Annotated in this window: 17 protein-coding genes and 2 tRNA genes; all 19 read left to right on the top strand. The window is 48.1% G+C overall.

The window, feature by feature from the left end; genetic code table 11:
* Window positions 1-40 precede the first annotated feature (40 nt).
* Entirely contained in the window at window positions 41-421 is a 381-nt protein-coding gene (locus KNP91_RS15345) for an FtsB family cell division protein (RefSeq protein WP_012368961.1), read from the top strand.
* 82 nt (window positions 422-503) lie between these two features.
* The gene (locus KNP91_RS15350; RefSeq protein ID WP_012368962.1) at window positions 504-1034 is read left to right on the top strand and encodes a S1 domain-containing RNA-binding protein; all 531 of its coding nucleotides are present in this window, start codon (window positions 504-506) and stop codon (window positions 1032-1034) included.
* Between the two features lie 153 nt (window positions 1035-1187).
* Window positions 1188-1264, top strand: a tRNA-Met gene (locus KNP91_RS15355).
* Between the two features lie 9 nt (window positions 1265-1273).
* Window positions 1274-1345: transfer RNA gene (locus KNP91_RS15360), tRNA-Glu, on the top strand.
* An 81-nt stretch (window positions 1346-1426) separates the two neighbouring features.
* Window positions 1427-2671: a tRNA lysidine(34) synthetase TilS gene (gene tilS / locus KNP91_RS15365; protein ID WP_214850872.1), complete on the top strand. Its 1245-nt coding sequence runs from the start codon at window positions 1427-1429 to the stop codon at window positions 2669-2671.
* Window positions 2672-2704: 33 nt separating this feature from the next.
* Window positions 2705-3250: a hypoxanthine phosphoribosyltransferase gene (gene hpt / locus KNP91_RS15370; RefSeq protein WP_012368964.1), complete on the top strand. Its 546-nt coding sequence runs from the start codon at window positions 2705-2707 to the stop codon at window positions 3248-3250.
* A gap of 120 nt (window positions 3251-3370) precedes the next feature.
* Window positions 3371-5377 carry an ATP-dependent zinc metalloprotease FtsH gene (ftsH, locus tag KNP91_RS15375; RefSeq protein WP_012368965.1) on the top strand — a complete coding sequence of 669 codons (2007 nt, stop codon included), beginning with the start codon at window positions 3371-3373 and terminating at the stop codon, window positions 5375-5377.
* Between the two features lie 213 nt (window positions 5378-5590).
* The gene (locus KNP91_RS15380; RefSeq protein WP_026826988.1) at window positions 5591-6352 is read left to right on the top strand and encodes a type III pantothenate kinase; all 762 of its coding nucleotides are present in this window, start codon (window positions 5591-5593) and stop codon (window positions 6350-6352) included.
* A gap of 10 nt (window positions 6353-6362) precedes the next feature.
* Window positions 6363-7289, top strand: a complete 927-nt coding sequence (hslO, locus tag KNP91_RS15385; protein WP_012368967.1) for an Hsp33 family molecular chaperone HslO — start codon at window positions 6363-6365, stop codon at window positions 7287-7289.
* 12 nt (window positions 7290-7301) lie between these two features.
* Window positions 7302-7613, top strand: a complete 312-nt coding sequence (locus KNP91_RS15390) for a SurA N-terminal domain-containing protein (protein WP_012368968.1) — start codon at window positions 7302-7304, stop codon at window positions 7611-7613.
* Between the two features lie 79 nt (window positions 7614-7692).
* The gene (cysK, locus tag KNP91_RS15395) at window positions 7693-8640 is read left to right on the top strand and encodes a cysteine synthase A (RefSeq protein ID WP_214850874.1); all 948 of its coding nucleotides are present in this window, start codon (window positions 7693-7695) and stop codon (window positions 8638-8640) included.
* Between the two features lie 137 nt (window positions 8641-8777).
* Window positions 8778-10166 carry an anthranilate synthase component I family protein gene (locus KNP91_RS15885; RefSeq protein ID WP_012368970.1) on the top strand — a complete coding sequence of 463 codons (1389 nt, stop codon included), beginning with the start codon at window positions 8778-8780 and terminating at the stop codon, window positions 10164-10166.
* Entirely contained in the window at window positions 10163-10744 is a 582-nt protein-coding gene (locus KNP91_RS15405) for an anthranilate synthase component II (RefSeq protein ID WP_012368971.1), read from the top strand. The genes KNP91_RS15885 and KNP91_RS15405 overlap by 4 nt, the downstream gene beginning before the upstream one ends.
* A complete protein-coding gene (locus tag KNP91_RS15410; RefSeq protein WP_012368972.1) occupies window positions 10728-11567 on the top strand; it encodes an aminotransferase class IV in 840 nt (279 codons plus the stop codon). Before KNP91_RS15405 ends, KNP91_RS15410 begins: the two co-directional genes overlap by 17 nt.
* On the top strand, window positions 11564-12355 hold the full coding sequence (gene folP, locus KNP91_RS15415; protein WP_012368973.1) for a dihydropteroate synthase: 792 nt from the start codon (window positions 11564-11566) through the stop codon (window positions 12353-12355). The genes KNP91_RS15410 and folP overlap by 4 nt, the downstream gene beginning before the upstream one ends.
* 2 nt (window positions 12356-12357) lie before the next feature.
* Complete coding sequence (folB, locus tag KNP91_RS15420; RefSeq protein ID WP_214850876.1) at window positions 12358-12729, top strand: dihydroneopterin aldolase; 372 nt, start codon at window positions 12358-12360, stop codon at window positions 12727-12729.
* Window positions 12726-13217: a 2-amino-4-hydroxy-6-hydroxymethyldihydropteridine diphosphokinase gene (gene folK, locus KNP91_RS15425; protein ID WP_214767525.1), complete on the top strand. Its 492-nt coding sequence runs from the start codon at window positions 12726-12728 to the stop codon at window positions 13215-13217. Before folB ends, folK begins: the two co-directional genes overlap by 4 nt.
* 33 nt (window positions 13218-13250) lie before the next feature.
* On the top strand, window positions 13251-14246 hold the full coding sequence (gene dusB, locus KNP91_RS15430) for a tRNA dihydrouridine synthase DusB (protein WP_041261775.1): 996 nt from the start codon (window positions 13251-13253) through the stop codon (window positions 14244-14246).
* Between the two features lie 166 nt (window positions 14247-14412).
* Window positions 14413-15894: a lysine--tRNA ligase gene (gene lysS / locus KNP91_RS15435; protein WP_147269823.1), complete on the top strand. Its 1482-nt coding sequence runs from the start codon at window positions 14413-14415 to the stop codon at window positions 15892-15894.
* Window positions 15895-16266: the final 372 nt, after the last annotated feature.

Here is a 16266-nt window from a genome sequence, read left to right on the forward strand (position 1 = left end):
GAGAGTGTCAGAGATGACCACTCGGATAAGGAGGGATGATATGCCAGCACCATTGGAATCAGGGCGTGATACTCCGCCCAAGATCAAACCGCTGAATGACCGGAAAAAACAGTTGAGTCAAAATGCAATCGAAAACCGTTTACGTCTGAAGAGGCGCTTCTTAGTCTGTATGTCGATCTTTCTTATTGTCCTGTCCCTGATGGGGTGGTCATATATCGAGAAAAAACAACTGATCGCTGAACAGAAGCAGTCGTTTCAGGTAGCGAACCAAGAACAGGCGAAGGCAGAAAAAGAAACGGTTCGTCTGAAAGAAGAGATTGAACGATTGAATGATAAGAAGTATGTTGCGAACTTAGCGAGAAGTGAACTACTGTACTCGAAAAAAGGCGAAACAATTTTCTATTTTTCACCGGAAGATTAAACGAAGGTTCTCGATTGATTGAAAAAATGTAGAATCACTCGTATAATAAGAAAGAATCAACTAAAAAGGAGCAATACAATTTATGTCGATTGAAGTAGGCAGCAAAGTACAAGGGAAAGTTACAGGCATCACCAATTTCGGCGCGTTCGTAGAATTACCGACGGGTAAGACAGGTCTTGTTCACATCAGTGAAGTAGCAGATTCTTACGTTAAAGATATCAATGATGTCTTGACAGTCGGACAAGAAATCACGGTTAAAGTGTTGAGTGTAGAGAACGACGGTAAAATCGGTCTTTCGATTAAGAAAGCAGTCGATCGTCCAGAAGGCGAACGTCCTCGTCCTCCAGCTCGTCAATTTGATCGCGGACCACGTCCGGCAGGTCAAGACCGTGGACCACGTTCGTTCGATAACAAAGGACCACGTGGCGGAAGTGGCGGCGGTGGAAACCGTGGTGGCTTTAACAAAGGTGGCCGTGGCGCACCAGCTCCACGCAAAGAGCAAACGTTCGATACGTTGATGACTAGTTTCCTCAAAGATAGTGAAGATCGTCTTGCGACATTGAAACGACAAACCGATTCAAAACGTGGCGGACGCGGTGCTAAACGTCAATAACTTGCTGACCTGTTCTTTATAAGAATAGAGATGGAATGACGCCGTTCATTCCATCTTTTATTTTTTTAAAATTATTTTTATAAAAAGCGTTGACAATTATTTGACTCCACCGTATTATAGAAAATGTGCTTAAGACGCACGCGTTCAAAATATGGCGGTGTAGCTCAGCTGGCTAGAGCGTACGGTTCATACCCGTGAGGTCGTGGGTTCGACTCCCTCCGCCGCTACCATATTTTTTTGGCCCGTTGGTCAAGCGGTTAAGACACCGCCCTTTCACGGCGGTAACACGGGTTCGATTCCCGTACGGGTCATTCTGTAAAAAAGCTATCTCTATTTTATATAGAGGTAGCTTTTTTCGTTTAAGTGATTTTATTCATTAAGGGGGACCGGGCATGGAATTCGAGATTCATCTTCCGAAAGAACCTTTATTGGTTGCTGTTTCCGGCGGTTGTGATTCAATGGTACTGGCGCACCTTTTATATGAAGCGAATCATGATCTCATGATTGTTCATGTTCATCATGGTCTGCGTAAAGAATCGGATGAAGAAGCGGAAGCTGTCCGCGCTTGGGCGGAGGCGAGACGAGTAGGCATTCGGATGACCCATCTCGAGTGGGAAGGTCAAGCACCGAGCCAAGCAGCTTGCCGGACGAGACGGTATGCCTTTTTTCAAGAGGTCATGGCGGAGACAGGACGCCGGCACCTCGTCCTGGCGCATCACCGGGACGATCAACTGGAGACGCTGTTGATTCAGTTGATCCGGGGAGAAGCCGGCGTCGACGGCATTCCCCGAATCCGTTCTTTTGCAACAGGACAGATCCATCGGCCGTTGTTGCCGTATTCGAAACAACAATTGTATGACTATGCCAAAGCCCGTCAAGTCGTCTGGCATGAAGACGAGACGAATGCCGGCACCAAATATTTGCGGAATCAGATGCGGCACCGGCTCCTGCCGTTACTCGCAGAACTCCGTCCGGGCTATGAAGAAGCAACGGTTCAGGCGGCGATGGTTCGTTACGAGCAAAAACAGGAACACTTGAAGTATGTCACGTCATACGTCAAGGAACAGATGACGGATCGCGGACTGCCTCTGGAGGCGATTCAAAAACTGCCTACTGACTTCAGGCGGCTCGTTCTGCGTGCCTTGTTGCCTGACCACGACTTCACTTCCGAAGACTACAATCGATTTTTGACATTGTTACGAGTAGATATGCCGTCCGGTGAAGTGTATTATGGAAACTGGAGGATTCAGCGTACATATGGCTATGTGACATGTGTCCGTTGTCCGGAAAAGAACCTGCTTCCGGAAGCACTGGAAGTGGGAATCGATTTGGGCACTTATCATTATGGTGAACAAACGATTACGTTCTCTCGCACGACGACCGGCATTCCGTTTTCGGCCGTCCAGTTTCCGCTGACGATCCGGAGCGTCTTGCCGGGTGATCGGATTCGACTGGCGGTCGGCACGAAAAAAGTGAGTCGTATTCTTGTGGATGCGAAGGTTCCGCGGGCATCGCGGGCAGAAATTCCGGTTGTCGTGGATGCGGCAGGACAAGTTCTGGCGGTCATTGGACATCGAATTGCAATATTCGGGTCATTTGAACTCCTCGCAGAATCGTGTTTAATGATAGAATGGTAATGTAGTGTTTAAAATGGAGGAGGAATACCCAGCATGACGTTAATGAATGATATGGAAAAAGTACTGATTTCAGAAGAAGAGATCCAACATAAAGTCGGTGAACTCGCCGGTGAACTGACAGCAGATTATGGAGATCGTTTCCCACTCCTCGTATGTGTCTTGAAAGGCGCTATGCCGTTCATGTCAGATCTCGTCAAAAAGATGGACATGCACCTTGAAATGGACTTCATGGATGTCTCGACATATCACGGCGGTACGACATCAACAGGTGAAGTCAAGATTGAAAAGGATTTAAACACATCAGTAGAAGGACGTGACATCCTGATTGTCGAAGATATTATCGACAGCGGATTAACGTTAGGCTACCTCGTGGACCTCTTTAAATACCGGAAAGCGAAGTCAGTGAAGATCGTCACACTGCTTGATAAGCCAAGTGGTCGTAAAAACGATTTACATGCCGATTACAGCGGTTTCGTCATTCCGCATGAGTTCGTTGTTGGTTATGGTCTTGACTATGAAGAAAAATATCGTAACCTTCCTTATGTTGGTGTCTTGAAACCAGCAGTCTACGGCGGCTAATTATTTTTAATCTTGACTGTCACATGATAAGATGAAACCAATTACAAAGCGCGCTTTGCCGCGTTAGGATTCGTATCGATTGAAGAAAATCAATCAATTGATGCGGAGAGGAGGCCTACGATGAACCGAGCAGTGAAGAATACCCTTGTGTTTGGGGTCATTTTTCTAGCTTTGATCTTGTTTCTGCAATACTTGCAGAGTCCAGTGAACAAAAGCAAAGAAATCAATTACACACAGTTTGTCGAGTCAGTTGAAAAAGGTGATGTGAAGACGGCGACGTTCCAGTATGAGGGACAGACGTATAACGTCACAGGTGAATTACGTGAAAAAGATACGACATATGAAACGGTCGTACCGGCTGTTGATACAGAGTTGACGGATTTGTACACGCAATTGCGCAGTCAAAACGTCAAGATGGACTTTAAAGCAGCAGAAACAAACGGTGGTTGGATTGCGCTATTGACGACAATCGTGCCATTCATCATCATCTTCATCCTATTCTTCTTCTTGATTAATCAAGCACAAGGTGGCGGCGGCGGCGGTCGTGTCATGAACTTCGGTAAATCGAAGGCGCGCCTGTACGATACAGAAAAGAAAAAGATTACATTTGACGACGTGGCAGGAGCAGACGAGGAGAAACAAGAACTCGTCGAAGTCGTTGAATTCTTGAAAGATCCACGCAAGTTTGCCCGTCTCGGTGCCCGTATTCCAAAAGGTGTCCTCCTTGTAGGTCCTCCAGGTACAGGTAAAACGTTGTTGGCACGTGCCGCAGCTGGTGAAGCCGGCGTCCCGTTCTTCTCGATTTCAGGTTCTGACTTCGTTGAGATGTTTGTCGGGGTCGGAGCATCCCGGGTCCGTGACTTGTTTGAAAATGCGAAGAAAAACGCACCATGTATCATCTTCATCGATGAAATCGATGCCGTCGGTCGCCAACGTGGTGCCGGTCTCGGTGGTGGACATGATGAGCGCGAACAAACATTGAACCAACTTCTCGTTGAGATGGATGGATTCAGTGAAAACGAAGGGATCATCATGATTGCCGCAACGAACCGTGCGGACATCCTGGACCCTGCGTTACTTCGTCCAGGTCGTTTTGACCGTCAAATTACGGTTGAGCGTCCGGATGTCGTCGGACGTGAAGCGGTCCTTAAAGTACACGCACGCAACAAGCCGCTCGATACAACGGTTGATTTAAAAGCCATTGCGCAACGTACACCGGGATTCTCGGGTGCGGATCTTGAAAACCTCTTGAACGAAGCAGCACTTATCGCAGCCCGTACGGACCGCGACAAGATTTCAATCGTTGACTTGGAAGAAGCGATCGACCGTGTCATCGCAGGACCTGCGAAGAAGAGTCGGATCATTTCACCAAAAGAGAAAAAAATCGTGGCGTGGCATGAAGCCGGTCATACCATCATCGGTGTAACACTCGATGATGCGGATGAAGTCCATAAAGTAACAATCGTTCCCCGCGGAAATGCTGGCGGTTACGTCATCATGCTTCCAAAAGAGGACCGTTACTTCATGACAAAACCGGAACTTGAAGACAAAATCACCGGATTACTCGGTGGTCGTGTCGCGGAAGATATCGTCTTCGGTGAAGTTTCTACTGGAGCAAGCAATGACTTCCAGCGTGCGACAGGTCTTGCCCGTAAGATGGTCATGGAATTCGGAATGAGTGAAAAACTCGGACCGCTTCAGTTTGGTTCCGGTCAAGGCGGAAATGTCTTCTTAGGACGTGACTTCCAAAACGAACAGAACTATTCAGATGCGATTGCCCATGAAATCGATATGGAAATTCAAGCGATCATCAACAAGTGTTACCAAAAAGCGAAGACGATCTTAACGGAGAAACGCGATCAGCTTGATTTGATTGCAACAACGTTACTTGAAGTCGAAACACTGGATCAAAAACAAATTCACCATCTCTTAGAGACGGGCGAATACAAAAAGCATGAGCCTGCCGCTATTACAGAACCAAAAGCAGAAGAGAAAACGCCGGAATCGACGACACCTGTCATCGATCAACCGACAGAATCTCCGACGCAACGCGGCTCTGTCATCGATGAAGGGCAAAATGTCGATACGGAAAATCCAGATCAACCACGTCGGGATGATCAAATCTGATTTTTGATTTCTTCCTGTCTGTTTGACAGAAAAGACAGCAGAAATGAGACGGATGATTCGTTCGCGTGAGAGGTCAGCATTCCTAACTGGAGTGCTGATCTCTTTTTTTAGTGGTACCGATTCGCAGCACGCACTTCGATAGGTGATGACCAATCTGCATGGTATAATCACAGCGTATAATTCAGTTATCGTCAGAGAAAAGTGGGGAATCAGATGATTTTAGTAATCGATGTAGGAAATACGAATATCGTCCTTGGGGTATATGATGAACAAACCCTTGTGCAACATTGGCGGATTGCTACGGACCGGACCCGGACAACCGATGAATATGGCATGCTGGTGAAAGCACTGTTTCGTGATGCAGAGTTAAACGTGGAAGACATTGAGGGAATCGTGTTATCATCTGTCGTACCCCCTGTCGTGTTTCCGCTCGAAAACATGTGCGTCCGTTATTTCAACCGGCGTCCATTCGTAATCGGACCCGGAATCAAGACAGGACTTGACTTGAAAGTCGATAATCCAAGAGAAGTTGGAGCCGACCGGATCGTTAATGCCGTCGCAGCGACGGTCAAATACGATGGTCCTTTGATCATCGTCGATTTTGGAACGGCAACGACCTATTGTTATATCGATGCACAAAAACGCTATTACGGTGGAATCATTTCACCGGGTGTCATGGTGTCGACAGAAGCACTTTATAATAAGGCGGCGAAATTACCGCGGATTGAGATTGCCAAACCGCAGTCGACGATCGGCCGCAATACGGTACATGCGATGCAGTCTGGAACGTATTTCGGATACGTCGCGCAAGTCGATGGACTCGTCCATCGGATGAAAGAGGAAATGGGAGAAGCGACTGTCATTGCGACAGGTGGACTTGCCCGACTAATCAGTGAGGAATCTGCAACGATTAAAATCGTCGATCCATTTTTGACGCTTGACGGGTTGCGGATTATCTACGAACGAAATAAGTGAGGGAAAAATAATGAAACGTGAAGAATTATTGGCACAACTAAAAGATGACTACTTGGTCAGAGCACTAGGATTTAACGGTGAAGTCCGTGCTTTTGCAATCCGTTCGACAAAAACGGTATATGAAGCACAACTCCGTCATCAGACGACACCTGTCGTCACGGCGGCACTCGGTCGGACATTGACGATCGGCGCCATGATGGGAACGATGCAAAAAGGGGATACCCGCGTCACATTAAAAGTCGAAGGTGATGGTCCAATCGGAAAAATCATCGTTGATGCCGATGCAAAAGGACAAGTTCGCGGATACGTCAGCCATCCGCGTGTCGAGATGGATACGTACGTCAATGGTGACGGTCTGACGAAATTAAAAGTCGGCGACGCTGTTGGTCGCGGAAATATCTCGGTTATCAAAGACTTAGGTCTCCGTGATTTCGTCGGTGGACAGTCGCCGATTCAAACCGGTGAAATCAGCGAAGACTTTACGTATTACTTCGCCGTCTCCGAGCAAAGTCCGTCGGTCGTCGGAGCAGGTGTCCTCGTGTATCCGGAAGATGAATCAGTCATTGCAGCAGGCGGTCTGATTGTTCAATTGATGCCGGGTGCATCGGAAGAAACGATTGCGGCACTCGAACAACGTGTGGCAGCACTCAAACCGATCTCGATTTTGGTCGGTGAAGAAAAAACACCGGAAGAAATGTTGAGCCTGGTTCTCGGTGAATCATTTGAGATCCTTGATACGATTCCGGTTGCTTTCAACTGTACGTGCGAGCGTGAAAAATTAGCAACGGCTATCGTGGCACTCGGGCCGGATGAGATCCAAGCGATGATTGACGAAGATGGCGGCGCGGAAGCGGTTTGTCACTTCTGTTCGGAACATTACCAATACGATGTCGAAGAATTACAATCGCTTCGTGAAAAATCACTCGAAAGAGCATAAGAGGGTCTGAAGATGGGAACTGTAAACTCTAAGTACTTGTGGATGTTGATTTTTATTTTGTTGCTGACGAATTTTATGACGGGTGCCTATGCATTCATGGGCGAATTGCCGAAAGTCGATTCACCGAAGATCGTTCAGGACAGTATCGGCGGACCGCTTGAGGATGTCGTCGCGACGGTCGGAGATGAAGAGATTACACGTGCCGATCTGTATCAGACGATGCGTAAGGGTCATGAAAAAGAAACCCTTGACCGTCTGATTCGGGAAGCAGTCGAAAAACAGTCGGAAAACGGATCAAAGCCGACAGTAAAGCGCTTTGATTGACAATGTTCATCCAGTCCGTGGATAATTGATCTATCGGATTACTTGGAATTAAAGCTTTTCATTATGAGGAGGAATGGTCATGCGCATTGCGAATTCAGTATTGGATTTAGTCGGCCGCACGCCGATTGTTAAATTAAATCATTTGACAGGACCGGAAGATGCGGACGTGTATTTGAAATTGGAATATATGAATCCGGGGTCAAGCGTCAAAGACCGGATCGCTTTAGCGATGATCGAATCGGCAGAATCAGCGGGTCATTTAAAAGCAGGCGATACCATCATTGAGCCGACAAGTGGAAACACGGGAATCGGACTCGCAATGGTCGCTGCTGCTAAAGGATACCGTTCCATTCTTGTCATGCCGGAAACGATGAGCATGGAACGTCGAACTCTTCTTCGTGCGTACGGTGCGGAGTTGATTTTAACACCCGGCCCGGAAGGAATGAAGGGTGCGATTGCTCGAGCGACGGCAGAAGCGGAAGAACATGGTTATTTCATGCCGCAACAGTTCAATAATGAATCAAACCCTGTTGTTCATGAAAAGACGACTGGACCAGAAATCGTTGAAGCATTTGAAGGAATGACACTCGATGCGTTCATCGCCGGAATCGGTACGGGCGGTACGATCACAGGGGCGGGAAAAGTATTGCGCGAGGCTTTCCCGAGCATCGAAATCATTGCGGTTGAACCAACCGATTCTCCTGTTCTTTCAGGCGGAAAACCGGGTCCTCATAAACTGCAGGGAATCGGAGCCGGATTCGTTCCGTCGATTCTTGATACGCAGATTTACGACAGCGTCGAGCAGGTGACGACGGAAGAAGCGTTTGATCATGCCCGTCGTGCGGCGAAATCGAACGGAGTTCTCGGAGGTATTTCTTCCGGTGCTGCGATTGCGGCTGCTTTAAAAACAGCGAAGCGTCTCGGCAAAGGAAAAACGGTTCTGGCGATCATCCCGTCAAACGGAGAACGTTATCTCAGTACGCCACTGTATCAAGTGGAAGAAGAGACGGACAGTTCGAAACTGTAAACTTTTGAAGCAAGAGGTTCATTCCGATTTAAAGGAATGGACCTCTTTTTATATGTAATCGGCAAGTGACTTATGCCCGCCTGTCTGATTTTTTGCGTATAATGAGAGCAGAATAGTTCGGAAGTGGAGGAACGCTAGTGCGACAGACAGTATACGAATCATTTACATGGACAAAGGAACAGTTTTATAACCGGTACGTTGAACGGACAGCCGGACAGACAGGTCATATCTGGCTTGAGAGTGGACGAATCGGATCCTATACGATGGCAGGCGTCCGGCCGGTCGGTCACATCCGGACAAAAAACGGTAGAACGATCATTCAAGAAGCCGGACAAGAAAAACAATATACCGATGCTCCATTTACATTGCTCGAAGAGATTCGTGCGCGCTATGCATCGGCTCGTCCGGAAGGGATGCCGCCATTTTTTGGAGGATTAGCCGGATATGTCAGTTACGATGCCGTTCGTTATCTTGAACGGTTGCCGGAACAGGCAGAGGATGATTTGGCAACAGCCGATCTTTCGCTTTACTGGTATGATGAGGTCGCCGTATTTGATCATCAGACAGAACGATTGTTTATAGCTGTCACACGGGAAACGGAGGCGGAAGCGACGCTTGCTTTGGCGGCAGAAGTTTCATCGTGGCGTCAGTCGAGTCCGGCTCCGATGTTCGCAGCACCGGAAGAAAAAACGGCTGAACGGGGACGTTCATTCGAAAGGTCCGCCTTCATGCAGGCAGCTGACCGGATCAAACAATATATTGAAGCGGGAGATGTCTTTCAAGTGAACCTTGCCGTCCGCCAACAGGAACCGTTGCGGACAACACCCGCTCATATTTATGATGTATTGCGAACGATCAACCCGTCTCCGTATATGGGTTACTTTGCAGATAAAGAATTGGTACTCGTTTCAGCATCGCCGGAGTTACTAGTCGAAAAAATCGGTCTGTCACTCGCGACCCGTCCGATTGCCGGAACCCGGCCGCGCGGACAAAATGAGGAAGAAGACCTGGCGTTAGCGAAAACGTTACTCGACAATGAGAAGGAACGGGCGGAGCATGTCATGCTCGTCGATCTCGAGCGAAACGATTTAGGGCGTGTCAGCCGCTACGGTTCCGTCCATGTTGACGAATTGATGGTCATCGAAAAATACTCCCACGTCCAGCACATCGTCTCAAACGTCCGGGGAGAGATTGCCGCAGATGAAACCGGCAGCAGTGTCCTGGCTGCGATGTTCCCGGGAGGTACGATTACGGGAGCACCTAAAATCCGGACGATGGAGATCATTGAAGAGCTTGAGCCTGTTCGCCGCGGCATCTATACAGGAGCCCTCGGTTTTATCAGCTGGGCGGACGATGTAATTTTCAATATCTTGATTCGGACGCTTGTCGCGAAAGATGGTATGGCCTATATTCAGGCAGGTGCTGGCATCGTAACCGACTCCGACTCGGAAAGTGAATATGAAGAGTCGCTCAGTAAAGCAAAAGCACTCTGGGTCGCAAAAGAAATGGCGGAGGGAACGACATGATTGTATTAATCGATAACTATGATTCATTTACGTATAACGTGGTCCAATATTTCGGCGAACTCGGACAAGACATCCGGGTGTTTCGGAATGATGCCATCACGATTGAAGAAATCGAACAACTGGCACCGGATCATTTAGTCATTTCACCGGGACCGTGTACACCGAATGAAGCAGGCATCAGTCTCGAGGCAATCCGTTATTTCGCAGGTCGGATTCCGATTCTTGGGATCTGTCTCGGTCATCAGGCGATTGGCCAAGTCTTCGGAGGAAAAGTCGTCCGTGCCAAAACGCTGATGCATGGAAAAGTCTCCTTGTTGACGCATGACGGGTCGGGTATGTTCAGCGGAATCGAACAACAGACACCCGTGACACGGTATCATTCGTTGGTCGTCGAACGGGAGAGTTTTCCGGATATCTTGACGATGACGGCAGAAGCAGACGGCGAAGTCATGGCTTTGCGTCATAAGGAATGGCCGATCGTCGGTGTCCAGTTCCATCCGGAAGCGATTTTGACGCGGGACGGGAAACAGATGTTAAAAAACTTTTTGGAGTTGACACACTATGTATCTTTGGCATGATGGGAACGTGAAACGGGAAGAAGAAATCCGGATTTCACCGTTTGATCATGGTTATCTCTATGGAATGGGTGTATTTGAAACGTTTCGTACTTACGAGGGACATCCTTTTTTATTTGATGACCATATCGAACGGCTCCAGATGAGTTGTGCAGCAATCGGTATTCAATTGCCGTACGGGCGTGAACAGTTACTCCGGGCAGTAGAGGATCTTTATCGTGTGTATGAAGAACAGGATCTGTATATCCGGTTGAACGTTTCTGGTGGAGCACGGGACATCGGACTGTCGAGTGAACCGTATGCGGAACCGACTGTCCTGTTGTACGCAAAACCAATCGGACAGAGACAGCCGGCAGAACGGGCACTCGAGACGGTGCGTCTTGCCCGCAGTACGCCGGAAACCAGCTATCGGCTCAAGTCGCATCACTATATGAACAATCTTGTGGCGAAACGTCATTTGTTTAATCAAGAAGCAGAAGGGCTGTTTCTGACGAAAGAAGGCTTTATCTGTGAAGGATTGACGTCCAATATTTTTTGGCGGTACGGCAACCAATGGTATACACCGCCGCTTGAGACAGGGGCGCTGAACGGGATTACCCGTCAATTCATCATGGAACAGGTCCCGGTGGAAGAGCGGCTTGCGCTGTTGCCGCAATTAATAGAGGCGGATGAAATCCTTTGTACGAACTCCATTCAGGAAGTCATTGCCGTTTCGTCACTGGATGGGCGGACTTTCCCGGGTTTGACGGGTCAAGGTTATCAATCCATTCGGACGTTGTTTGATCAAGTGGTCCAAACGAAATGGTCAAGGAGGAAACAAGGATGACGAAAATCATGGGCATTTTAAACGTGACACCGGATTCGTTTTCCGATGGTGGAAACTATGTCGATCTCGAACAGGCGGTCCGGCATGCGAAGCAACTCGTAGCGGACGGAGCAGATGCAATCGATGTAGGAGGAGAATCAACAAGACCGGGGGCAGTGTTCGTATCCGCGGCAGAAGAAATCGAGCGGGTCGTTCCCGTCATCCGTCGGTTGAAGCGGGAACTGGATGTTTTAGTATCGATTGATACGTATAAACCGGATGTCGCGGAAGCGGCTGTTCGTGCAGGTGCCGACATTATTAACGATGTCTGGGGATCAAAGTGGGGTGACTGTTCAATGGTTAACGTTGCGGCACACTACGATGTCCCGATTATTTTGATGCATAACCGTTTAGAACCGCACGGGCCAGATATGCTGGCGGAGGTCCGGGCTGATCTCGAAGATTCGATTCGTTTAGCGAAGCAGGCCGGCGTTTCCGAAAATCAGATTTGGCTTGATCCCGGGATTGGCTTCATGAAAACCCATCAGGAAAACTTATTTTTGATGCGCCACTTGTCGATTACGACCGATTTCGGTTATCCGGTCCTGCTCGGGACGTCGCGCAAGTCGATGATTGGTTTGACGCTCGGATTACCGGCAGACCAACGCGTCGAAGGAACAATCGCGACAGTATGTTACGGTATCCAACAAGGATGTGAATGGATGCGAGTGCACGATGTCAAAGCAGTTAAGCGAGCCGCTGTCATGATGGATGCGATGTTGGAAACGGAATTAACGGGAGGGGAATGAAGATGGATCGAATCGAAGTGACAGGGATGCGTTTTTACGGATACCATGGTGTGTTTGCGGAAGAGACGAAGCTCGGTCAGCGCTTCAATGTGGATTTATCAATTGGCCTTGATTTGTTGCGTGCCGGTCAAACCGATGATTTACGGGAAAGCGTGAATTATGCTGAATTATACGAAGTGACAAAGCAGGTTGTCGAAGGAATGCCGTTGCAATTGGTCGAAGCCTTGGCGAATCGGATTGCGGAACAGGTTTTGGCACTCGATAACCGGATTCTTGAAACGACCGTCAAAGTCATCAAACCGGATCCGCCGATTGCCGGACATTATGAACATGTCGCGGTTGAAATCCACCGGAAGCGGGCGGATTACTTATGAATCGTGCCTACATCGCGTTAGGATCAAATATTGGAGATAAGGCGGGTCATCTCCGGGCGGCGATTGAGGCCATGCGTTCGCTTGCGACGACGCATGCTTTACGTCCTTCTTCTGTTTACGAAACAGCTCCTGTTGGGTACGTGGATCAGGATCTTTTTTACAACATGGTCGTAGAGCTCGATACGACAGAACCGGCAGATCGTTTATTACAAGCGTTACAACGGATCGAACAACAGGAGGGACGGAAACGGTTGTTTAAAAACGGACCACGGACACTTGATTTGGACATCATTTTGTATAATGATGAAACAATTCAAGCAGATGGGCTGACCGTCCCGCATCCCAGAATGCAGGACCGTGCGTTTGTACTGGCGCCGTTGCGTGAATTGATTCCTTCTTACGTCGTACCCGGTTTGAAGCAAACGGTCGAGGAGTTATATCGGGCATTGCCGGAAGCGGAGCGCACCGACGTACGACGGATTGAGTAAGTGTTGTTTCAGGAAGAGGAAGGGAAGAGAATGATGACAGGTTTTAAAATAGGTGACGTCGAACTGAATAACCGTGTCATTTTAGCACCGATGGCGGGTGTCTGTAATCCTGCGTTTCGTTTGATCGCAAAAGAATTCGGGGCAGGTCTCGTCTGTGCAGAAATGGTCAGTGATAAGGGAATCCTCTACGAAAACGAACGGACAATGCAAATGCTGTATGTGGACGATCGGGAAAAACCGCTCAGTTTGCAGATTTACGGCGGATCAAAAGAAACGTTGGTTCAAGCGGCTCAATATGTCGATGCGAATACGAATGCAGACATCATCGACATCAATATGGGGTGTCCTGTTCCAAAAGTGACGAAGTGTGACGCGGGTGCCAAGTGGTTGCTTGATCCGGATAAAGTCTATGAGATGGTTCATGCCGTATCACAAGCGGTGGATAAACCCGTTACGGTGAAGATGCGAACCGGCTGGGACAGCCACCATATTTATTGTGTTGATAATGTCCGCGCTGCGGAAGCGGGAGGGGCGAAGGCGGTCGCTATTCACGGCCGGACCCGGTCGCAGAAGTATGAAGGCGTCGCCGATTGGAATATCATCGGTGAAGCAAAACGGGCCGTGACTATTCCGATCATCGGAAACGGTGATGTTCAAACCCCGCAAGACGCGAAACGGATGATTGATGAAATCGGGGTGGACGGTGTCATGATCGGTCGAGCGGCACTCGGAAATCCGTGGATGTTGTATCAGACGATTCAATATTTGGAATCGGGTACCCTGTCGGTCGAGCCGACGCCACGTGAGAAAATTGATATTTGCCTGTTACATGCCGAACGTCTTGTCGCACTTAAAGGAGAAGACCTCGCGGTACGGGAAATGCGGACTCATGTCGCCTGGTATTTAAAAGGATTAAGCGGCAACGGGCATGTGCGCAAAGCCTTATTCGATACGAATACCCACACGGGACTGCAAAAGTTGCTGCATGAGTATGTTGAAACATTGGAAATGAATGCCGTACATGCGTGACAGGTAAAGTATAGTCGGACTTACCGGTTTTATGGTACGCTAATGCCATTGAAGATGAGCGAATCGGTTTTGCTAGGAGCTGTCGGTCATACCGGCAGCTTTTTCATCGAAGAAGTAAAAACCATCGTGAACCATTATAAAAGGAGTGAAGACAGTGAGTCAGGACATGGAAATGAACGATCAAATGCAGGTGCGTCTCGGTAAGATGAACGCCATGCGTGAACAAGGACTCGATCCGTTTGGTGCCCGTTTCGAACGTACAACAGATACGACGAGTATTCGTGCCGCTTACGGCGAACATGAAAAAGAAGAATTGGCAGAGCTGAAGCCGGACGTCTCAATCGCGGGTCGCGTCATGACGACACGCCGTAAAGGGAAAGTTGGCTTTACAAACGTCCAGGACGTCAATGGTCAAATCCAACTGTATGTACGTAAAGACGATGTTGGCGAAGAAGCGTACGAAATCTATAAAACATGTGACTTAGGTGATATCGTCGGAATCAGCGGTTACGTGTTCAAAACGAATGTCGGGGAACTGTCTGTTCACGTCACGTCGTTTACATTACTGACGAAAGCATTGCGTCCGCTTCCGGATAAATATCACGGATTAAAAGACGTCGAACAACGCTACCGTCAGCGTTACCTGGATTTGATCACGAATACAGAATCACGGGAAACATTTATTGCACGCAGTAAAGTCATTCGCGGCATTCGTCAGTATCTCGACAGCCTCGGATATTTGGAAGTCGAAACACCGATGTTGCATACGATTGCAGGTGGCGCTTCGGCACGTCCGTTTATCACGCATCATAACGCACTGGATATGACGCTTTACATGCGGATCGCGATTGAGTTACATCTCAAACGTTTGATTGTCGGTGGACTTGAAAAAGTTTACGAAATCGGCCGCGTCTTCCGGAATGAAGGAATCTCGACGCGTCATAACCCTGAGTTTACAATGATTGAGTTATATGAAGCCTATGCAGACTATAACGACATCATGAATCTGACGGAAAACTTGATTGCCCACGTCGCTCAAGAAGTACTTGGCACAACACAAGTCACTTACGGTGAAGATGTGATTGATCTGTCTGTCGGATGGAAACGGGCACACATGGCGGATCTCGTTAAAGAAGCAACGGGTGTTGATTTCTTTGAAGAGATTTCAAAAGAACGTGCACATGAACTCGCACATGAACATGGCGTTGAAGTACAAGCCCATATGACAACAGGACATATTCTCAATGAATTCTTCGAGCAGAAAATCGAAGAGTCGTTGGTTCAACCGACATTCGTCTATGGTCATCCGGTTGAAATTTCACCGCTTGCGAAGAAGAATCCGGAAGATCCTCGCTTTACGGATCGATTTGAATTGTTCATCGTTCGCCGGGAACATGCCAATGCCTTTACGGAATTGAACGATCCAATCGACCAACGTGAACGTTTCGAAGCCCAGCTTGTCGAAAAAGAAGCAGGGAATGATGAAGCGCATGAAATGGACAATGATTTCATTGAAGCGCTTGAGTACGGTATGCCGCCGACAGGAGGTCTTGGTATCGGAATCGACCGTCTTGTCATGTTGTTGACAAACGCTCCTTCGATTCGTGATGTCTTGCTCTTCCCGACAATGCGTCACCAGCAAAACTAATTAAGATCAGACTCTCCGCTTTCTTTATAGAAGGAAGTGGAGAGTTTTCTTCATTGGTGGCCACTAGAATTCCCGGTGGAAAAGCATGAGTATTCTTAAGCTGAAACGGGAATAATAACTTTTTAAATGTTTTTCTGATAAAACACTTGTACAAATAAAAACTCCATGGTATATTACTTCTTGTGCCGCAAATGGTTGTGACACACCGAAAAAAATATCGAAAAAAGTTGTTGACAATTGTGTTGATAACTTGGTAAGATATTAAAGTCGCTGAAAACGACATGACGAACTTTGAAAACTGAACGATGAGGCAAAAAACGTATCTTCGGATACAAACAATGAATGAAGCGCAAGCTTCGTCAACGTGACTCC

Origin of the sequence: Exiguobacterium sp. s138, assembly GCF_018618775.1 — a bacterium.
Taxonomy (GTDB): domain Bacteria; phylum Bacillota; class Bacilli; order Exiguobacteriales; family Exiguobacteriaceae; genus Exiguobacterium_A; species Exiguobacterium_A artemiae.